The following is a 19911-nucleotide window of genomic DNA, read 5'->3' as shown; positions in this document are numbered from 1 at the left end:
GAACCGGAACCTCGGCCCAACCTTCTCCCGGATGGGAGAAGGTGGCGCGGAGCGCCGGATGAGGGCCTGCCCTCGCCGCAGAAAGCCGCAGCGGCCCAGTTGCGCCCTGCTTGTCAGCGGCGGTCCCTCACCCCTGCCCCTCTCCCATCCGGGAGAGGGGTTCAGGTCGCGGTTCCCGAAGCCTCCCGGGAGCAAGGCGCAACCCTCGCCCGCAGGCGCCACCCGCCAATCGACATGCTTCCGGTCGGCCGCCCCTCGGGGATGGGATGCGCGGCATTATACGGGAGGTTGGGAGGGCGGGGATAAGTTTGCGGTCTGTCCCCGCAGGGGGCTGGAACCGCAACGCAGAACCCCTCTCCTGTAAGGAGAGGGGTAGGGGTGAGGTGTAGGCCGCTGGACCAGTTCCGCGAGCGCTGACCGCGCGGATGGGTTCAGGCTAGTGTTTCCAGTCCGAACACCTCACCCTGCCCTCTCCTTCCAGGAGAGGGTTCCCCGCGCTCGTCCGTCATGGTCGGGCTTGTCCCGACCACGTCTTGCGGCACGGATAGCCGGCGAATCGATGCAAGCAATTTCGGGCGCCTAGTCAAAGCGCCGCAAAGACGTGGATGGTCGCCACAAGGGCGACCATGACGGGAGAGAACCGGAACCTCGGCCCAACCTTCTCCCGGATGGGAGAAGGTGGCGCGGAGCGCCGGATGAGGGCCTGCCCTCGCCGCAGAAAGCCGCAGCGGCTCCGTTACGCTCAGACAATCAGCGGCGGGCCCTCACCCCTGCCCCTCTCCCATCCGGGAGAGGGGTTCAGGTCGCGGTTCCCGAAGCCTCCCGGGAGCGAGGCGCAACCCTCGCCCGCAGGCGCCGCACCCATCCCGCCAAACGACATGCCTCCGGCTGGCCGCCCCTCGGGGATGGGATGCGCGGCATTATACGGGAGGTTTGGAGGGCGGGGATAAGTTTCCACGGAGGGGAGCCGCCCACCTTCTCCCAACCCGAAGCGAGGCTCCTGCGGGACACACTGCCCTTACTTCGGCAGCGGCACAAACACTGCCTAAGAACGGCGACGCGCATAAATATAGAAGAGCCATATTCGCAATTTATATTATAATAATCTCTCGCATCTTTATATTATGTTTTCTCATAACATCATTTATGGTTACAATAATACTCATAAAATCATCTTTACTGCTAATTCTAGCGGCCCGCGAAGCTAAATTTAGCCTCTCCTCCAAAGAAATATATGGCGCAATGATAACTTGATAATTTCTCAACATATCGGTAGTCTGAGAAACATATATTGCTCTAAAAGTAAGCATAAATATCAGCGATGAAAAGAAAATGCTAAAATACATAAAAGAATTTCGCCAAACCAAAGATTTACGCGAAGGCACTCTATCTGGCTTAACCCGGCGATTTAAACCGAAATACGCAAAAACAGGAGCTGAAGACAAAGACATAAATAACCCGGTAAAAAGCAATAATAGGTATATACCTATGGATTGAGTTCTTTGAAATCCGATCTCTTCATAAATACCATCTCTAAGAGAAGATATTCCTAGAGTCCCAAGCGAAACAATAGCTTCGTATACAACAAGAATTATTGGCTTGAACGCAAAATCCCAAACAGCAGACGCAATCAGAGCCAAAATCACCGCGCTAATTGACGCGGCTCCTTTAAGACTTCCCATCTTCCCCGCCCCACCTCGCCATGTAGCTGAAAGCGAGTAAGCAACAATTGGGAGCCTACCACAATAGGGCCACCTTGACTCCCCCCACCCCTCCATCCTACGCCCATCGACGGGACACGCCGCCCCAACGCGGCGCGCCCATCTGCAAGGATGGAGACATCGATGGCGAATACGATTCCGGCCGCGCGTCCGCGCGTGCCGCATTTCTCGTCCGGCCCCTGCGCCAAGCGCCCCGGCTGGAACCTCAAAGCCCTCAGTGACGCAGCGCTCGGCCGCTCGCACCGCGCCAAGATCGGCAAGGACAAGCTGAAACTCGCGATCGACCTGACGCGCGAGGTGCTGCAGGTCCCGGCCGATTACCGCATCGGCATCGTGCCGGCCTCCGACACCGGCGCCATGGAGATGGCGATGTGGTCATTGTTGGGCGCCCGCGGCGTCGACATGGTCGCCTGGGAGAGCTTTGGCGAGGGCTGGGTCACCGATGTCGCCAAGCAGCTCAAGCTGGCGGATGTGCGCACCTTCACCGCCCCCTATGGCGAATTGCCGAACCTGAAGAAGGTCGACACGAAGACCCGTGACGTCGTCTTCACCTGGAACGGCACCACCTCGGGCGTGCGCGTCGCCGATGCCAGCTGGATCGCCGATGACCGCGAGGGCCTGACGATCTGCGACGCCACCTCGGCCGCCTTCGCCCAGCGCCTCGATTGGCAAAAGCTCGATGTCGTCACCTTCTCCTGGCAGAAGGTGCTCGGCGGCGAGGCCGCGCATGGCATGATCGTGCTCTCGCCCCGCGCGGTCGAGCGGCTCACGACCTACAAGCCGGCCTGGCCGCTGCCGAAGATCTTCCGCATGACCTCGGGCGGCAAGCTCTCCGAGGGCATCTTCGCCGGCGAGACGATCAACACACCGTCCATGCTCGCGGTCGAGGATTATCTCGATGCGCTGGCCTGGGCCAAGAAGGTCGGCGGGCTCGACGGGCTGGTGAAGCGCGCCGACGGCAATGCCCGCGTGATCGCCAAGTTCGTGCGCGAGAACGACTGGATCGACTTCCTCGCGGTCAAGCCGAAGACGCGCTCGAACACCTCGGTGTGCCTGAAGTTCACCGACCCGGCGGTGACGGCGCTCTCAGCCGACGCGCAGGCGGCGTTCGCCAAGCAGGTCGTCCAGATCATCGAGAAGGCCGGCGCCGGCTACGATCTCGGCCATTACCGCGACGCCCCTCCCGGCCTGCGCATCTGGTGCGGCGCGACGGTTCAGAGCCGCGATCTCAAGGCGCTGCTGCCGTGGATCGCGTACGCCTTTGCCGAGGCGAAGGCGGGGCTCGGCAAGAAGGCGGCGTAACCGCAACGCGCCCCCTCTCCCCTCGGGGGAGAGGGTTGGGGTGAGGGCAGCGCGACATTTCTCGTTAGCGCCCTTGCCCGCCGGCCCTCATCCGTCTCGGCTTCGCCGAGCCACCTTCTCCCCCGAGGGGAGAAGGATCGCGCCTTTCCTTATTCTCAGCGCCGACACGCTCCTCGTGCAGCGCGGCGCAGCTGGAGCCATCCCCATGCCCGCACCGAAAGTCCTCATCTCCGACGCCCTCTCCCCCGCCGCCGTCCAGATCTTCAAAGATCGCGGCATCGACGTGACCTTCGATCCCAATCTCGGCAAGGACAAGGACAAGCTCGCCGCGATCATCGGCGACTATGACGGCCTCGCCATCCGCTCGGCGACCAAGGCCACCGCCAAGCTGCTGGAGCAGGCGACGAAGCTGAAGGTGATCGGCCGCGCCGGCATCGGCGTCGACAATGTCGAGATCCCGGCCGCCACCAGCCGCGGCGTGATCGTGATGAACACGCCCTTCGGCAACTCGATCACCACCGCCGAGCACGCCATCGCGATGATGTTCGCGCTCGCCCGCCAGATCCCGTCTGCGGACGCCTCGACCCAGGCCGGCAAGTGGGAGAAGAACCGCTTCATGGGCGTCGAGATCACGGCCAAGACGCTCGGCCTGATCGGCTGCGGCAATATCGGCTCGATCGTCGCAGAGCGCGCCATCGGCCTCAGGATGCGCGTCATCGCCTTCGACCCCTATCTCTCGCCGGAACGGGCGCTGCAGCTGGGCGTCGAGAAGGTCGAGCTCGACGAGCTCCTGAAGCGCGCCGACTTCATCACGCTGCACGTGCCGATGACCGAGAAGACCAAGAACATCCTCTCGGCCGAGAATCTCGCCAAGACCAAGAAGGGCGTGCGCATCGTCAACTGCGCCCGCGGCGGGCTGGTCGACGAGGCGGCCCTCGCCGAGCTGATCAAGTCCGGCCATGTCGCCGGCGCCGCCTTCGACGTGTTCTCGGTCGAGCCGGCGGAGCAGAACCCGCTGTTCGGCCTCGACAACGTCGTCTGCACGCCGCATCTCGGCGCCTCGACCAATGAGGCGCAGGAGAACGTCGCGCTGCAGGTCGCCGAGCAGATGAGCGACTATCTCCTGAAGGGCGCGATCACCAATGCGGTGAACTTCCCGTCGATCTCGGCCGAGGAAGCGCCGCGGATCAAGCCCTTCGTCGATCTCGCCGAAAAGCTCGGCTCCTTCCTCGGCCAGCTCACCGAGGCGCCGGTCAAGGGCATCCGCATCGAGTATGAGGGCGCGGTCGCGAGCCTGAACCTCAAGGCGATCTCGGCGGCGGCGATCACCGGCGTTCTCAGGCCCTTTCTGCCAGAGATCAACATGGTCAACTCGGCCATGGTGGCGAAGGAGAAGGGCATCGTCGTCGAGGAATTGACCCGCGAGGTCGCCGGCAATCTCGAAAGCGTCATTCGCATCGTGGTCGAGGCCGAGGACATGCCGCGCCATGCTTCGGGCACGGTCTTCCATGACGGCAAGCCGCGCATCATCGAGATCCGCGACATCCAGGTCGACGCCGAGTTCGCGCCGCACATGCTCTATGTCCGCAATGCCGACAAGCCCGGCTTCATCGGCGCCTTCGGCTCGCTGCTCGGCGCCGCCGGCGTCAACGTCGCGACCTTCAATCTCGGCCGCGACAAGCCGGGCGGCGATGCGATCTGCTATGTCGCCGTCGACGAGCCGGTCTCGGACGAACTGCTGGCCAAGATCCACGAGATCCCGATGGTCAAGCGGGCGAGAAGGCTGAAGTTCTGACGGTTTTTCCTGGCATCAACTCGTCATGGTCGGGCTTGTCCCGACCATCCACGTCTTCGCTTCGCTGATCTCGTTCGGTGTTCCAGACGTGGATGCTCGCCACAAGGGCGAGCATGACGGTGGTGCCCTACCCGCGCCGCAATCTTTCTCCCCTGTGGCGGCCCGCCACAGGGGATTTTTCATGCCGACCCGCCGCGCCTTCGCCTACGCCTGCTCCACCGCTTTCGCTGTCCTCGCCGCCTCCCCCGCCTTTGCCGATTGGGACAAGGCCAAGCTCGACAGCGGCATCAGGACGATCGAGCAGAGCACGAAGGGCCGCATCGGCGTCGGCCTGATCGACCTCAAGGACCGCAAGAGCTGGTCCTATCGCGGCACCGAGCCCTTCCCGCTGCAGAGCGTGTTCAAGTTGCCGCTCGCGATCGGCGTGCTGCAGGCGGTCGAGGCGGGCAAGTTCAAGCTCGACCAGAAGATCACCGTCACCCGCAACGACCTCTCACTCTATCACAGCCCGCTCGCCAAGGCCTTCAAGGGCGAGCGCAACGATTATCCGCTGCGCGAGCTCCTGACCCGCTCGACCGCCGAGAGCGACAACACCGCCGCCGACCTGCTGCTGCGCCTGATCGGCGGGCCGCAGGCGCTGACGGCCATCCTCAAGGATGGCGGCGTCACCGGCATCTCGGTCGATCGCTATGAGCGGGTCTTCCAGCCGGAGATCCTCGGCCTGCCCGGCTATGGCTGGAACGAGGCGATCGACACCGCCAAGTTCTACGCCGCCATCAAGGCGATCCCCGCTGCCGAGCGCAAGAAGCGCCTGCAGGCGACGCTGACCGACAAGCGCGACGCCGCCTCGCCGGAGGCTTCGATCGCCTTTCTCGAAGGCCTCGCCAAGGGCAACTGGCTGCGCGACCCTGCAAATGCCGCGCTGCTCGACAAGATCATGCTGGAGGCCAAGACCGGCCCGAACCGGATCAAGACCGGCTTGCCGAAAGGCGCGCGCTTCGCCCACAAGACCGGCCTCGGACCGAGCGCCGACGGGCTCAACCACGCCACCAACGACATCGGCATCGTCACCTTGCCGGACGGCCGGCGCTTCGCCATCGCCGTCTATCTCGCCGGCGCGCAGGTCGGCGAGAAGGAGCGCGAGGCGGCCCATGCCGCGGTGGCGAAGCTGGCGGTCGAGAGCTTGCGATAGCAGCGCGAGCGGGTTTGAGCTGAGCGCCTTGCCAAGCCGGCACACGGTAAAGTTGCGTTGACAAATGGGGGACAAACCCCCATTTGTAGTATTCGATCTAGGCCGAACGAATTGGCCCGCGCCTTTGTGCGCTTTGCTGACGACATTCTCCTCATCGAAACACGCATGGCGGTCGTCATGCGTGAACGATCACTTGCGACAAAGGGGCATGGCATGGCCAACGGCACCGTCAAATGGTTCAACGGCACCAAAGGCTTCGGCTTCATCCAGCCGGATGATGGCGGCCAGGACGTGTTCGTCCACATCAGCGCCGTCGAGCGCGCTGGCCTGCGCGATCTCCGCGACGGTCAGAAGATCTCGTATGAGCTCGTCCAGGACAAGCGCTCGGGCAAGATGTCGGCCGACAATCTCCGCGCCGAGTGAGCCGATAGGCTGTCCGGCATAGAGGATCAGGGGCGGGCGACCACGGATGTACCGGCGCCAGTCTCGCTTCGAGCGGGATAGCTCAGGAAGGGTCGGGATCAGCCCGGCCCTTTTTTGTTTTCAAGAGAAGGAAGTCCGAATGCAGGTTCTCGTCCGCGACAACAATGTCGAGCAGGCGCTGCGCGTCCTGAAGAAGAAGATGCAGCGTGAAGGCGTGTTTCGCGAGATGAAGCGGCGCTCGGCTTATGAGAAGCCTTCGGAGAAGCGCGTCCGCGAGAAGGCCGACGCCATCCGCCGTGCCCGCAAGCTCGCCCGCAAGCAGGCACAGCGCGAAGGCCTGATCGCAGCGCCCAAGCCGAAACCCCGTCCGGTCCGGCCACCGCGTCCGGCGCTCGCCGCGTCCTGACCCTGACCACAGGAGTTGCAGTCATGGCGACCAAAGGGCTCACGGCAGAGCAGGCCAAGCTCCGCGCCGAGCGTAACTTCGCCAAGGGCGAGCAGCGTCGTCAGGAAGCGGAGAGCGCGATCGAAGCCGTGCGCGCCGAGCAGCAGGCCGTTGCCGAAAAGACGGCCAGGCTCAGGGCGCTGCGGCTCGCCAAGGAGGCAGCGGATGCGGAAGCCGCCGCCGAAGCGGCGAAGACTCAGCCGGCCAAGGCGACGCGAACCAAGCGCGCCAAATAACTCCGCCCTTCCGCCGGCCGCTTCAACGCTTGCGTTCGGCGATCCAGATACCACCGAGCACCAATGCCAGCGCCAGCCCGTGATAGAGCGCAAGCTGCTCGCCGAGGATCGCCACGGCGAGCAGCGGCGCGAACACCGGCACGAGATTGACGAAGACGCCGGCCCGGCCCGGGCCGATCAGCTCGATCGCCCGCATGAAGAAGAGCTGCGACAGGATCGACGGGCCGATCGCGACGAAGATCAGGATCAGCCAGCCCTTCGTCGTCGGCCAATAGGCCTTGCCGGTAGCAATCTCGACCCCGAGCAGCGGCAGCGAGACGATACAGGCGACCATCGCCATCGCGGTGAAGAAGATCAGTCCCGGCATGGCCGGGCGCGTGCGGATGCCGACGGTGTAGCCGGCATAGAGCACGCAGGCGATCATCATCCACAGATCGCCTGGCACGAAGCTGAGCTGCGAGAGGACGTGCCAGTCGCCGCGGCTCGCCGTCACCAGCACGCCGAGGATGGTCACGGCGACGCCGAGCGCCTGCAGGCCGCCGATCGGCGTTCGGAGAACGAGGAAGGCGCCCAGCAGCACGAAAACCGGAATCGAGCCTTGCAGGATGCCGATATTGATCGCGGTGGTCGAATAGGCCGCGATATACATCAGCGTGTTGAAGGCGGTGAAGCCGAAGGCGCCGAGCAGCGCCACCTTGAGCCAGTTCGCCTTGAGTGCCGGCCAGTGCTGGCGCAGGCCCCGGCGGAACAGATAGGGCATGATCGTGCAGACGAAGACCCAGCGCAGCGCGGTCAGCGTCATCGGCGCGATCTCGCCGACGGCGAGCCGGCTCGCCACGGCATTGCCGGCCCACATCAGCGTCGTCAACGTCAGCAGCAGATAGGCATTGGCCCAGACACGCTGCGGAAGGGAGGCGGCCGGCTGCAAGACGCATGATCCTCATGTCTGCGGAGCGCTTGCATAGCCTTGCGCGTGGCGCTTGTCCTATGAGAGGAGGCGCAATGCAGCCCATCGCCTCGCGCAACGTGCCGAGAAAGCCATGAACGTGTTCAGCCCCAAGCCGCTCCGCGTCCTCGTCGTCGACGGCTACAAGCGCGAAGGGCGCGAGGAATACATCCGCGACGCCGGCGCGACACCTTCGGAGGCCTATGCCGCGGAGCTGCGCCGGATCGAGCCGTCGCTAATCACCGATATCTGCCTGCCCGCCGACGAGGGCGCCAACCTGCCCGACGGCGCCGGCCTTGCCTCCTATGACGGCATCGCCCTGACCGGCTCCTCGCTCCACATCCACAGCCCGGAGCCGGCGGTGACGAGGCAGATCGAACTGATGCGGGCGATCTACCGGAGCGGCACGCCCTGCTTCGGCTCCTGCTGGGGCATCCAGATCGGCGCGGTCGCCGCCGGCGGCACCGTCGGGCTCAATCCCAACGGCCTGGAGATCGGTTTCGCCCGCCGCATCGCCGTCAACGAGGCCGGCGCACGGCACCCGCTACTCGCCGGCCGCCCGGCTGCCTTCGACGCTCCGGCGATCCATTTCGACAGCATCGTCGCCCCGCCGGCCGACGCCACCATCCTCGCCTCGAACGCGATGAGTCCCATCCAGGCCGCCGAGTTCCGCCAGGATGGCGGCAGCTTCTGGGGCGTACAGTACCACCCGGAATTCTCGCTGCGCCTGATCGCCACGATCCTGCGGCGCCACAGCAAGATCCTGATCGAGCGCGGCTTCCGCAAGGACGAGACCGATACACAGGCCTGGCTCGCCGACCTCGACGCGCTCGACGCCGATCCCGCCCGCCGCGACCTCGCCTGGGCGCATGGCCTCGACGACGAGGTGCTCGATCCGGTCAAGCGCGTGACCGAGCTGCGCAACTTCCTGGAGATACGGGTGAAGCCGCAGGCGAGCGTGCGCGGGCGGGCTTGAGACGAGAGAGATTGTCGATCACCCAGACAGGTAGGCGAGGCAAGCGCGGGATCCCCTCTCCCGGATGGGAGAGGGCCGCCGCTGATCATATTGGCAAGGCGGCGCCGTCGCGTCTTCTGCGGATAGCGCAGGCCCTCATCCCTGCCCTTCTCCCACACGGGAGAAGGGTTCCCCGCGCCCTTTGCTCTCAAGCCGCGTCGGCCACTCGGGTTGCTGCTGTCCCGAACACCTTGCCGCCGAGCGCCCGCGCCGTGGCGAGATGCTCGGACATGTCCGCCACCGGCACCAGGAACTCCGAGGTCACGACCGGCGCGCCGCAATAGCCGAAGATACCGTGGTCGATCTGGGTCTTCATCGCGCCGTAATAGCCGTGGCGGGCGAAGGTGCGCATGTCGGCGCCGGCGAGGGCAACGAGGTGTACCGGCAGATGCTGGAGCTTCTTGACCGTCTTCATGTCCTCCAGCTCCTCATAGGCCCAGCCATTGGCGAAGACGCGATCGATCCAGCCCTTCATCAGCGCCGGCATCGACCACCAGTAGATCGGGTAGACCAGCATCAGCGCATCGGCCCGGTCGACCCGCGCCTGCTCGAAGGCGATGTCGGCTGGCTGCGCGATCTCGCGGCGGTGTACGGCGAGATCGTTCAGCGAAAAGCGCGGGTCGAAGCCTTCCTTGGCGAGATCGGCGATCTCGACGGTATGCCCAGCGCCGGTGACGCCATCAGCCAGTGCCTGCGCCACGGCATGGCTGAGCGAATTGGGATCGGGATGGGCGACAACGACGAGGGCGTGCATGGAATCTCTCCTGCGCTGATTGCGATCGGCCAGGGGCCGTTATATACTTTTAGTAAGTTACTTTTGGTACATAAGATATGTCAAGCCTCGAAATCGAACGCCCGCGCCGTCAGCGCCTGACGCGCGAGGATCGCCAGCGCCAGCTGATCGAGACCGCCTGGCGGATCGTCGGCGAGGAAGGAACGGATGCGCTAACGCTCGGCCGCCTCGCCGAGCGGGCCGGCGTCACCAAGCCGGTGGTCTACAGCCACTTCGTCACCCGCAGCGGCCTGCTGATCGCGCTCTATCGAGATTTCGACGCGCGCGAATATGCAGTCATGAACGCCGCGATCGACGGCAGCGAAGCCAACCTGGCCGGCAAGGCCGGGGCGATCGCCTCTTCTTACGTCGACTGCGTCCTGACCCAGGGCCGCGAGATTCCCGGTGTCGTCGCAGCCCTGGCGGGCTCGCCCGAGCTTGCCGCGGTCAAGCGCGACTGCGACCTGATCTTCCTCGAGCGCTGCCGCAACCTGCTCGCGCCTTTCGCCGGGGGCCGGACGATCCCGACCGCGGGCTTGCGCGCCATGCTCGGCGCCGCCGAGGCTTTGTCGCATGCCGCAGCGACGGACGAGATCGGCGCCGACGAGGCCAAGCGGGAGCTGTTCGAGACGATCACCGCCATGGTCGCGCGTAGCGCGCGGGGCTGATCCACGCTTCGGGGTTCCCCATACGCCGGGAGCCCTGTAAAGGCGCGGCAACTCCAGTTTCCAGCGTCCCGGACATCATGATTCGCCTCGAAAGCATCGGCAAGCAGAACGGCCAGCAGATCATCTTCATCGAGGCCTCGGCGGCGCTGCAGAAGGGCGAGAAGGTCGGCCTCGTCGGCCCCAACGGCGCCGGCAAGACTACCCTCTTCCGGCTGATCACCGGCGAGGACCTGCCGGACGAGGGCCAGGTCAGCGTCGATCGCGGCACCACCATCGGCTATTTCAGCCAGGATGTCGGCGACATGAAGGGCCGCAGCGCCGTCTCCGAGGTGATGGATGGTGCAGGTCCCGTCAGCGCCATCGCTGCCGAGCTCAAGGAGCTCGAGACGGCACTGGGCGACCCCGACCGCGCCGACGAGATGGAGGAGCTGATCACGCGCTATGGCGAGGTGCAGGGGCGCTTCGAGGAACTCGACGGCTATGCGCTCGACGGCCGCGCCCGCGAGGTGCTGGGTGGCCTCGGCTTCAGCCAGGAGATGATGGAGGGCGATGTCGGCGCCCTCTCCGGCGGCTGGAAGATGCGTGTCGCCCTCGCCCGCATCCTCCTGATGCGGCCCGACGCCATGCTGCTCGACGAGCCGAGCAACCATCTCGACATCGAGAGTCTGATCTGGCTGGAGAGCTTCCTCAAGGGCTATGATGGCGCCCTGCTGATGACCTCGCACGATCGCGAGTTCATGAACCGCATCGTCGGCAAGATCGTCGAGATCGATGGCGGCACGCTGACCAGCTATTCCGGCGACTACGAGTTCTACCAGCAGCAGCGTGCGCTCGCCGAAAAGCAGCAGCAGGCGCAGTTCGAGCGCCAGCAGGCGATGCTCGCCAAGGAGGTCGCCTTCATCGAGCGCTTCAAGGCCCGCGCCTCGCATGCGGCGCAGGTCCAGAGCCGCGTCAAGAAGCTCGACAAGATCGAACGCGTCGAGCCGCCCAAGCGCCGCCAGACCGTGCAGTTCGAGTTCCAGCCGGCGCCGCGCTCGGGCGACGATGTCGCCATGCTGAAGGGCGTGCATGTCCGCTATGGCGCCAAGACCATCTATGACGGGCTCGACTTCAACGTCCGGCGCAAGGAGCGCTGGTGCGTGATGGGCGTCAACGGCGCCGGCAAGTCGACGCTGCTGAAGCTCATCGCGGGGGCCTCGCAGCCGGATAGCGGCTCGGTCGCGATCGGAGCCAGCGTCAAGATGGGCTACTTCGCCCAGCACGCCATGGAGCTGCTCGACGGCGACGCCACCATCTTCCAGTCGCTCGAAGGCTCGTTCCCGCAGGCCGGGCAAGGCTCACTGCGCGCGCTCGCCGGCTGCTTCGGCTTCTCCGGCGACGATGTCGAGAAGCGCTGCCGCTTCCTTTCCGGCGGCGAGAAGGCGCGCCTCGTCATGGCCAAGATGCTCTACGACCCGCCGAATTTCCTGGTGCTCGACGAGCCGACCAACCATTTGGACATCGCCACCAAGGAGATGCTGATCACGGCGCTGGCGCAATACGAGGGCACCATGCTCTTCGTCAGCCACGACCGCCATTTCCTGGCGGCGCTCTCCAATCGCGTGCTGGAGCTGACGCCCGAGGGCGTCCACCTCTATGGCGGCGGCTACACCGAATACGTCGCCAGCACCGGCCAGGAGGCGCCGGGGCTGAGGGGGTGAGGCGCTGAACGCGCCGAGGCATCCCCTGACGTAGCGAAAACCGCGCTGGCGCCGGCAAGGGCCTGCCATCGTCGCCGGGCGGTGATGGCGCCTAGAGCCCGTTCCGATCAGCTTGCACTGCAAGCTGATCGGCAAAAAATACGGTCTCTAACCAAAAGTGAGAGACGGATTCACCGATCGGTTGGTTCAACCTGATCGGATCCGGCTCTCGCGGCGCTGTCCCGCGTTCCGGCCCAATTCTGCCCTCGCCGCGCCGAAATCCACCGGACAAATCGCGGCTGCCTGATTTGTCGGGGGACTAAAATGATGAAGACCGGACTGGCCGCAGCCTTGATGTTCGTGCCGAGCCTCGCCGGCGCTGCCGAGATCGAACTTGCCTCGAAGATCGACCGCGTCACCGTCTACCCAGACGGCGCGGTAGTGACTCGCCTCGGCAAGGCCTCGCTGCTTGAGGGCGTCTCGCAGATCGTGCTGCGCGGCCTGCCCGCAAGCGTCGACCCCGCTTCGATCCGGGTCGAGGCGCAAGGGACGGGCGCCTTCTCGATCGGCGCGGTCGATGTCCGCCAGGTCCCGGGCGAGGCCCGCCCCGCCCTCGACCAGGTGCTGGAAGGCAAGATCCGGGCGCTCCAGGGCGAAAAGGCCAAGCTCGCCGGCGAGGTCAGCGCGATCGAGGCCAAGCGCGCCACCATCGAGAATTTCGGCAAGATCGGCCCCGACAAGCTCGGTCCCGACGGCAAGGTCCTGCCCGTCAGCGATTGGCCGGCAGTGTTCGACGCGATCGGCACCGCGCTGGTCAAGGTCCAGGGCGAGTTGCTGACCCTGCGCAACCGCATCTCGGATCTCGATGCGGAGATCGCCGCTCTGGAGAAGGCAAGGCCGTTGGCGCCGCGCGCCAGCCAGCCCAGGCGCGACGTCGCCATCGCCGTCGAGGCGAAGGCGCCGGTCGCGGCCGATATTGCGGTCAGCTACCGCGTCGCCGGCGCGAGCTGGCTCCCGGTCTACGAGGCGAGGCTGACGACAGGCAATACCAATGGCGGCGCCGAGATTGCCTTCACCCGCCGCGCCGAACTGCGCCAGCGCACCGGCGAGGACTGGAGCGAGGTCGCGGTCGAGCTCTCGACGACACGCTCGGCGCAAGGCACGCGTGCGCCGGAACTCAATCCGCTGCGCATCGCCTTCTACGAGCCACCGGTGGTCTATGAAGAGCGGGCCCGCCTGCAGCGACAGGATTCCGAACGCGCCGCGAGGCCGCCTGCTTTGGCGATCGCACCGGCGCCCGCCGCGCCCGACCAGGCGCTCGGCGCCGCTGCGCCGAAGCAGGCGGAGGTGCAGACCGCCAGCGTCAGCGCTGGCGCCTATCAGGCGAGCTTCAAGGTGCCCGGCCGGGTCACCGTCCCGCAGGACGGCTCCAGCAAGGCGGTGGTCCTGACACAGGGCAAGGTCAAGCCGGAGCTCTCCGCCCGCGCCACGCCGGAACTGGAGGAGAAGGCCTATCTGGAGGCCAGCTTCAGCCATGAGGACGAGGCGCCGCTGCTCGCCGGCGAGGTCTATCTCCACCGCGACGGCGCCTATATCGGCAAGGGCCGGCTCGGACAGGTCGCGCCCGGCGACAAGGTCGAGCTCGGCTTCGGCGCCGACGACCGCCTCAAGGTGACGCGCGTCCCGATACGCCGGCGCGAAAACGATTCCGGTTGGCTCGGTTCGACCCGTACCGACCAGCGCGAGTTCAAGACGGTGATCAAGAGCCTGCACGCCCAGCCGGTGAAGCTCACCGTGACCGAGCGCATCCCCTTCTCGGAGAACAGCGCGATCACGATCGAATTGCTGTCGCAAAGCACGCCGCCGACCGAGAAGCAGGTCGGCGACAAGCGCGGCGTCTCGGCCTGGAGCTTCGAGCTCGCCCCCGGGGCGCAGAAGGAGATCCGCCTCGCCTACCGGATCAAATATCCCGGCGACCGCGAGGTGATCTTCGACCAGCCACGGCGGTAGGTGGCCGCCTCGGAATTCCTCCGCGCAAGGCTGATTGCCCAGACTCCTCCCTTCCCCCTTGTGGGGAAGGGTTGGGGATGGGGGTGGTGCCGCTTGGCGATTGGCTTCAGAAGATGGCTGGCGCTCGCGACTGCGCGTCAATTCCAACCGACCGCGCCGGTTTTGCGACCCCACCCCTGCCCCTCCCCACAAGGGGGAGGGGTTTCGCGTCGCGCCTCTACTCCGCCGCGATCGCCTGCCAGCCTTGGCCGAGCTCCTGCTCGACCAGCCCGACCCAGTAGCGCACGCCGGCCGGGATGATCTCGTCGTTGAAGTCGTAAAGCGGGGTGTGCAGGCCGGCGAAGGAGCCGTCCGCCGCCACGCCGTTGCCGATGCGCATGAAGGCGCCGGGGCAGACCAGCATCATCTCGGCGAAGTCCTCGCCGCCCGTGCCGCGCAGCATCTGGCCGTTGACATGCTCGGACCCGACTGCGCCCGAGGCTGCGGCGACTGCGACACCGACCTGCTCGGCGGCATTGACCAGCGGGCTGGTGCCGCGATGATAGTAAGCCTCGGCTTCACAGCCCCAGGCCTGCGCCGTCGCCGCGGCAAGCTCGCCGATGCGCCGCTCCACCAGATTGCGCACCTCCTGCGAATAGGTCCGCGCCGTGCCGCCGATGACGAGCTCGGAGGGTATGACGTTCGAGGCGTTCTCGTCGCCGCCATGGATGAAGCCGACACTGATCACGGCGGTATCGAGCGGCGCGACATTGCGGCCGATGATGCCTTGCAGCCCGAGCACGAAATGCGCCTGCGCATAGGTGATGTCGGTCGAGCGGTGCGGCTGCGAACCGCCATGGCCACCGACGCCGCGGAAGGTCACCCGCCAGGAATCGGCCGCGGCGAGGAAGGGGCCGACCGCCGTGCCAAAATGCGATGCGGGCAGGCCCGGCGTATTGTGCAGGCCGTAGATCGCGTCGCAGGGGAAGCGCTCGAACAGCCCGTCGGCGAGCATGGCGTTGGCACCGCCGCGGCCTTCCTCGGCCGGCTGGAAGATCAGGTTGACCGTGCCGCCGAAATCCCGGTTCTCGGCGAGATAGCGCGCGGCGGCGAGCAGCATGGTGGTGTGGCCGTCATGGCCGCAGGCATGCATTCGGCCGGGAAACTTCGAGGCGTGCGGCAGCCCAGTCAGCTCTTCCAGGGCAAGGCAGTCCATGTCGGCGCGCAGGCCGATGGCGCGCTGGCCGGGCTGGTTGCCGCGAATGACGCCGACGACGCCGGTCTTGCCGATCGTCTCGGTGACCTCGACGCCCCATTCGCGCAGCCTGTCGGCGACGAGCCTGGCCGTGCGATACTCTTCCAGGCCGAGTTCGGGATGCGCGTGGATGTCGCGGCGGATCGCCGTGAACTCGGCGTGATGCGCGCCGAGCCAGTCGTCGAGCTTCGTCATGATCGGTGTTCCCCAGCCGCGGCGCTCCTTTTTTGCAAGCATGGCTCATGCCATGCCCGCCGCCGCCCCCTCCTTCTCATACGGCCGAACGCCGCCAAGTCATTCTGCGAACACGGCAAAACAGCCATGCTCCAGAAGACTGACGGCGCGTTGCAGGGTATTGAGCGGGTGGCCAGCGCTGAGCGCTCAGCCCGCCATCGCGACTTCGGCACCGCGCCCGAGATCGGCCATCCACTGGCGATAGCGCGGCTGCGCCTCGAGTTGGTGAGCATAGTGCCGACGCAGGGCGTCGGTGAGCCGACCGCCGCGCTTCAGCTGCGCGTCGGCAAAGCCGATCATCACCGAGTTCGGCCAGGCCTGCGGCCGGATCGCGCGCAGGCGGGCGAACAGGGCGTCCTCGCCTTCCTCGGGCTCCACCTGCGCCATCAGCGACAGCATCGCCGCCGTCGAACGCGAGATGCCCATATGGCAATGGACGAGCAGGTGTCCCTCCTGCCGCTTCAGCGCGGACTCGCGCAGTTTCGCGCCGAAGTCGAGAATCTCGGCGACATGGGCGTCGGTCGGATGCACGCGGCCTTCCTGCGGCGTGATGATGTCGTGGAAGCGCAGGGTCGTCCGCTCATGCGCTTCATAGGCGACGAAGGATTGCAGCTCCGGCAAGTCGGGATCGAGCAGCGACAGCACATGGCTGACCTTGCGCGTGCTCTGCGCCGGCAGTTCCTCGATCCCGCAAATGGTGAGCGTCGAAATGGCGATGGGCAGCATCGGCGTTTGTCCCTGATCCCGAAGGCGTCGGGTTAATCCGCCCTGCCCCCCGCTGCAACCGCCATCGCCGCAAGGCTGCCCTGCCGTTCAGCACCGGACCTCGTAGCGCAGCCACTGAACGCCTTCGCCGAGGGTCGTCGCGCCGGTGAGCGCAAGGTTGCTGCGGACGCCATCGGCGAAGAGCCGCCCGCCGGCGCCGAGCGCGACCGGATAGACCATCAGGTTGTAGGCATCCACCAGCCCGGCACGCTGCAGGCCATGGACGAGCTTCAGGCTGCCATAGACCAGGATGTCGCGACCAGGCTCTTCCTTCAGCGCTGCGATCGCGGCGAGCGCATCGCCAGCCAGGATCGAGGTGCCCTGCCATTCGGCGCTCGTCAGCGTGGTCGAAGCGACATGCTTCGGCAAGGCGTTGATCTGGTCGGCGAAGGGGCTGTCGGTCACATGCGGCCAGACCGCGGCGAAGGCGTCATAGGTCCGGCGGCCAAACAGCAGCGAACCCGCGGCATCGAGTTCTTCCTGCTTCAGCCGCTCGCCTTCCGGCCCGCGTGTGAACGGCCCGGTCCAGTCGCCGAGGCCGGAATTCTCCATGCCGACCGGGTCCTCGATGACGCCGTCGAGCGAGATGTACTGGGTGACGACGAGCTTGCGCATGCTGCTTCTCCTGCGATCCGCCGGGCAGCGCTGCGCTGCTCCTTCTGCCCTGTCGTCGAAGCAGGAACGGCGAAATCGACAGCGCCGCCGAAAAATTCTTTCCCCGGCTTTGCCGTCGTCAGCCTTGACCTTGCCATTCTCTTGGACGAAGAGGGCTTGCAAGGACCTCACCCGAAACCCCGGCCTTGCGCCGGGGTTTTTGTTTGTGCGGCCGCTTGCGACAGCGTGCCTTCCGATCGTCGGCTCCCGTCGAGCGATCGGAATTCACGTTGACCCGGTAGGTCAGCAAAGAGGGAATCATCCCCATGGCGAACGTGGTCGTGGTCGGCGCCCAGTGGGGTGACGAGGGCAAGGGCAAGATCGTCGACTGGCTGTCGAGCCAGGCCGATGTCGTGGTGCGCTTCCAGGGCGGCCACAATGCCGGGCATACCCTCGTCATCGACGGCACCGTCTACAAGCTCTCGCTGCTGCCCTCGGGCATCGTGCGCCCGGGCAAGCTCTCGGTGATCGGCAACGGCGTCGTCGTCGATCCCTGGCACCTGGTCGAGGAGATCGCCAGGCTGCGCGCCCAGGGCGTCGCGATCTCGCCCGAGAACCTGCGCATCGCCGACAATGCGACCCTGATCCTGCCGCTGCACCGCGAGCTCGACCATTTCCGCGAGACCTCGAATTCGGCGCTGAAGATCGGTACCACCAAGCGCGGCATCGGCCCGGCCTATGAGGACAAGGCCGGCCGGCGTGCCATCCGCGTCATCGACCTCAAGGATGAAACGGTCCTCAAGGCCAAGATCGAGCGCCTGCTCGCCCATCACAATGCGCTCCGCCGCGGCCTCGGCATCGCCGAGATCGACGGCGTCGAACTTCTGAAGCAGCTGAAAGAGGTTTCCGGCGAGGTTCTGCCCTACGCCGATACGGTCTGGGCCCTGCTCGACGCGCAGCGCCGCGCCGGCAAGCGCATCCTGTTCGAGGGCGCGCAGGGCGCCCTGCTCGACGTCGACCACGGCACCTATCCCTTCGTGACCTCCTCCAACATCGTCGCCGGCCAGGCCGCGACCGGCTCCGGCCTCGGCCCCTCCGCCGTCGGCTATGTGCTGGGCATCGCCAAGGCCTACACCACCCGCGTCGGCGAAGGCCCCTTCCCGACCGAGCTCTTCGACGAGATCGGCGAGCTGATCGGCCAGAAGGGCAAGGAATTCGGCGTCGTCACCGGCCGTAAGCGCCGCTGCGGCTGGTTCGACGCCTGCCTAGTGCGCCAGACGGTCAAGACCTCCGGCATCGACGGCATCGCGCTGACCAAGCTCGACATCCTCGACGGCTTCAAGGAGATCAAGGTCTGCACGGGCTACAAGCTCGATGGCGAGATCATCGAGCACCTGCCGGCCGGCCAGCGCGACCAGGCCCGGGTCGAGCCGATCTACGAGGTCATCGAAGGCTGGGAAGGCTCGACGGCGGGCGCCCGCTCCTGGGCCGAATTGCCGGCCCAGGCGATCAAATATGTGCGCCGCATCGAGGAGCTGATCGGCGCCTCCGTCTCGGTGCTGTCGACCAGCCCGGAGCGCGACGATACGATCCTGGTCCAGAACCCCTTCGAGGGTTGACGGGCCGGGCCAACGCGGACATGTGAGGCCAATGGCCGATTTCCACCCCATTCTGGCGCGTGCGATCGCCGGACTGACCGACAAGTCGCCGGAAGCGCGCCGCGCCGTCTATGACCGGGCGCGCACGGCACTGCTCGCGCAGCTGCGCAGCCTCGACCCGCCGCTCTCGGAAGCCGACATCACCCGCGAGCGGCTCTCGCTCGACGAGGCGGTGTCGCGGATCGAGGCCGAGATCGCGCTCGCCGAGGCGATCGAGCCGAGCCTGCCGCCTTTGCCTGTCGACGAGCCACCGCCCGCTCCGGCTGCACCTCCGGCGCGCCCGGAGCCGAAGCCGCGCCCGGCGCTGTCGCAGGAGATGCCGCGCTTCGACGAGCCCGCGGCCCGCGACGAGCCTCAGCCGATCCGCCCCCGCGTCGCGCCACCGCGCAAGCGCAGCGTCGACCCCGGCCATGTCCGCACCGCCATCGTCGGTGCCGGTGTCGCGCTCGCCGTCGCGGTGATCGCCGGCGCCGCCTATTACGTCAACAAGATCGCCCCGCAGGACCAGCAGGTCAGGCCGCCGCGCGTCGAGACGCAGGCGCCGCCGGCTCAGCAGGACCAGGCCGGCAAGATCAGCGAGCGCGCCGGCGGCGAGCCCGCCCCGACGCCGAACCAGCCTTCCGGCCAGCGCCCCAACCAGCAGGCCAGCGCCCAGCCCGGCAGCGACCTCACCGTCGCCCAGCGCGCCATCCTCTATATCGAGGTGCCGGAGACGCCGCAGCAGCCGCGCACCGTGCAGGGCCGCGTCCTCTGGCGGCTCGACAGCGACACCGCGGGCCCCGGCCGGCCGGTCGAGACGATCGTGCGCGGCACCATCGAGGTCGCCGATGCCGGGCTCTCGCTCGACTTCACCGTCCGGCGCAACACAGATCCGGCGTTCCCGGCCTCGCACATCATCGGCATGCGCTTCACCACCACGGGCGAGGCTGCGAACGATGCGATCCGCGAGGTCGGCGTGCCGCAGTTCAAGCTGGAGGAAGGCGAGCGCGGCGCGCCGCTCTCGGCGATCTCCTCGGCGCTGGGCGAGAACCTGTTCGTCGCAGCCCTGTCGAACGTCCCGGTCGAGGCCGAGCGCAATCTCGACCTGCTGCGCAATCGCAACTGGATCGACCTGCCGGTGCGCTTCAATTCCGGCCGGCGCGGCATCCTCACCTTCGAGAAGGGCGGCGCCGGCAACCAGACCATCGCCGAGGCGCTGAGCCGCTGGCAGGGCTGAGACGAT

18 protein-coding genes are annotated in these 19911 nt (G+C 66.4%); 12 read left to right on the top strand and 6 right to left on the bottom strand.

Annotation, left to right across the window (positions count from 1 at the left end; genetic code table 11):
• Nucleotides 1-1091: 1091 nt before the first annotated feature.
• Nucleotides 1092-1682 carry a hypothetical protein gene (locus tag ACQKLX_RS18635; protein ID WP_427363042.1) on the bottom strand — a complete coding sequence of 197 codons (591 nt, stop codon included), beginning with the start codon at nucleotides 1680-1682 and terminating at the stop codon, nucleotides 1092-1094.
• 162 nt (nucleotides 1683-1844) lie between these two features.
• Here ACQKLX_RS18635 and ACQKLX_RS18630 point away from each other — a divergent pair, with 162 nt between their 5' ends.
• From ACQKLX_RS18630 to ACQKLX_RS18605, 6 genes are all read left to right on the top strand, one after another.
• Nucleotides 1845-3023 (top strand): phosphoserine transaminase, encoded by a 1179-nt coding sequence (locus tag ACQKLX_RS18630; RefSeq protein ID WP_427363041.1) that lies wholly within the window; start codon nucleotides 1845-1847, stop codon nucleotides 3021-3023.
• Nucleotides 3024-3228: 205 nt separating this feature from the next.
• Nucleotides 3229-4818: a phosphoglycerate dehydrogenase gene (serA, locus tag ACQKLX_RS18625; protein ID WP_427363040.1), complete on the top strand. Its 1590-nt coding sequence runs from the start codon at nucleotides 3229-3231 to the stop codon at nucleotides 4816-4818.
• Between the two features lie 181 nt (nucleotides 4819-4999).
• Nucleotides 5000-6010: a class A beta-lactamase gene (bla, locus tag ACQKLX_RS18620; RefSeq protein ID WP_427363039.1), complete on the top strand. Its 1011-nt coding sequence runs from the start codon at nucleotides 5000-5002 to the stop codon at nucleotides 6008-6010.
• 213 nt (nucleotides 6011-6223) lie between these two features.
• Nucleotides 6224-6433: a cold-shock protein gene (locus tag ACQKLX_RS18615; RefSeq protein WP_091836184.1), complete on the top strand. Its 210-nt coding sequence runs from the start codon at nucleotides 6224-6226 to the stop codon at nucleotides 6431-6433.
• Nucleotides 6434-6572: 139 nt separating this feature from the next.
• The gene (rpsU, locus tag ACQKLX_RS18610; RefSeq protein WP_427363038.1) at nucleotides 6573-6839 is read left to right on the top strand and encodes a 30S ribosomal protein S21; all 267 of its coding nucleotides are present in this window, start codon (nucleotides 6573-6575) and stop codon (nucleotides 6837-6839) included.
• 23 nt (nucleotides 6840-6862) lie between these two features.
• Nucleotides 6863-7114 (top strand): hypothetical protein, encoded by a 252-nt coding sequence (locus tag ACQKLX_RS18605; RefSeq protein ID WP_427363037.1) that lies wholly within the window; start codon nucleotides 6863-6865, stop codon nucleotides 7112-7114.
• Between the two features lie 22 nt (nucleotides 7115-7136).
• Here the strand turns inward: ACQKLX_RS18605 and ACQKLX_RS18600 are convergent, their stop codons facing one another.
• A complete protein-coding gene (locus ACQKLX_RS18600) occupies nucleotides 7137-8042 on the bottom strand; it encodes a DMT family transporter (protein WP_427363036.1) in 906 nt (301 codons plus the stop codon).
• 112 nt (nucleotides 8043-8154) lie between these two features.
• On the opposite strand from ACQKLX_RS18600, the gene ACQKLX_RS18595 reads away from it, so the two are divergent.
• Nucleotides 8155-9036, top strand: coding sequence for a type 1 glutamine amidotransferase (locus ACQKLX_RS18595; RefSeq protein ID WP_427363035.1), 882 nt, complete (start codon nucleotides 8155-8157; stop codon nucleotides 9034-9036).
• Nucleotides 9037-9223: 187 nt separating this feature from the next.
• Here ACQKLX_RS18595 and ACQKLX_RS18590 read toward each other — a convergent pair whose 3' ends face one another.
• Nucleotides 9224-9829, bottom strand: coding sequence for an NAD(P)H-dependent oxidoreductase (locus ACQKLX_RS18590; protein ID WP_427363034.1), 606 nt, complete (start codon nucleotides 9827-9829; stop codon nucleotides 9224-9226).
• 77 nt (nucleotides 9830-9906) lie between these two features.
• On the opposite strand from ACQKLX_RS18590, the gene ACQKLX_RS18585 reads away from it, so the two are divergent.
• The 3 genes from ACQKLX_RS18585 to ACQKLX_RS18575 all read left to right on the top strand — a co-directional run bounded on the left by ACQKLX_RS18585 (nucleotide 9907) and on the right by ACQKLX_RS18575 (nucleotide 14204).
• Complete coding sequence (locus tag ACQKLX_RS18585) at nucleotides 9907-10515, top strand: TetR/AcrR family transcriptional regulator (RefSeq protein ID WP_427363033.1); 609 nt, start codon at nucleotides 9907-9909, stop codon at nucleotides 10513-10515.
• 77 nt (nucleotides 10516-10592) lie between these two features.
• Entirely contained in the window at nucleotides 10593-12215 is a 1623-nt protein-coding gene (locus ACQKLX_RS18580; RefSeq protein WP_427363032.1) for an ABC-F family ATP-binding cassette domain-containing protein, read from the top strand.
• A gap of 306 nt (nucleotides 12216-12521) precedes the next feature.
• Nucleotides 12522-14204, top strand: a complete 1683-nt coding sequence (locus tag ACQKLX_RS18575; protein WP_427363031.1) for a mucoidy inhibitor MuiA family protein — start codon at nucleotides 12522-12524, stop codon at nucleotides 14202-14204.
• A gap of 217 nt (nucleotides 14205-14421) precedes the next feature.
• On the opposite strand, the gene ACQKLX_RS18570 is transcribed toward ACQKLX_RS18575, so the two are convergent.
• The 3 genes from ACQKLX_RS18570 to ACQKLX_RS18560 all read right to left on the bottom strand — a co-directional run bounded on the left by ACQKLX_RS18570 (nucleotide 14422) and on the right by ACQKLX_RS18560 (nucleotide 17052).
• Nucleotides 14422-15633, bottom strand: a complete 1212-nt coding sequence (locus ACQKLX_RS18570; RefSeq protein WP_427363030.1) for a M20 aminoacylase family protein — start codon at nucleotides 15631-15633, stop codon at nucleotides 14422-14424.
• A 186-nt stretch (nucleotides 15634-15819) separates the two neighbouring features.
• Nucleotides 15820-16398 (bottom strand): tyrosine phosphatase family protein, encoded by a 579-nt coding sequence (locus ACQKLX_RS18565; protein ID WP_427363029.1) that lies wholly within the window; start codon nucleotides 16396-16398, stop codon nucleotides 15820-15822.
• 87 nt (nucleotides 16399-16485) lie between these two features.
• Entirely contained in the window at nucleotides 16486-17052 is a 567-nt protein-coding gene (locus ACQKLX_RS18560; protein WP_427363028.1) for a dihydrofolate reductase family protein, read from the bottom strand.
• Nucleotides 17053-17357: 305 nt separating this feature from the next.
• Between ACQKLX_RS18560 and ACQKLX_RS18555 the strand changes: the two genes are divergently transcribed.
• Together ACQKLX_RS18555 and ACQKLX_RS18550 are read left to right on the top strand one after the other, a co-directional pair.
• Nucleotides 17358-18650, top strand: a complete 1293-nt coding sequence (locus ACQKLX_RS18555) for an adenylosuccinate synthase (RefSeq protein ID WP_427363027.1) — start codon at nucleotides 17358-17360, stop codon at nucleotides 18648-18650.
• Nucleotides 18651-18681: 31 nt separating this feature from the next.
• Nucleotides 18682-19905 (top strand): histidine kinase, encoded by a 1224-nt coding sequence (locus ACQKLX_RS18550; RefSeq protein WP_427363026.1) that lies wholly within the window; start codon nucleotides 18682-18684, stop codon nucleotides 19903-19905.
• The last annotated feature ends 6 nt before the right edge of the window (nucleotides 19906-19911 follow it).

Origin of the sequence: Allobosea sp. NPDC003192 (assembly GCF_050275675.1) — a bacterium.
Lineage (GTDB): Bacteria > Pseudomonadota > Alphaproteobacteria > Rhizobiales > Beijerinckiaceae > Allobosea.
Note: the sequence above shows the minus strand (reverse complement) of the source record. Positions and strands in the feature narration are given on the sequence as shown.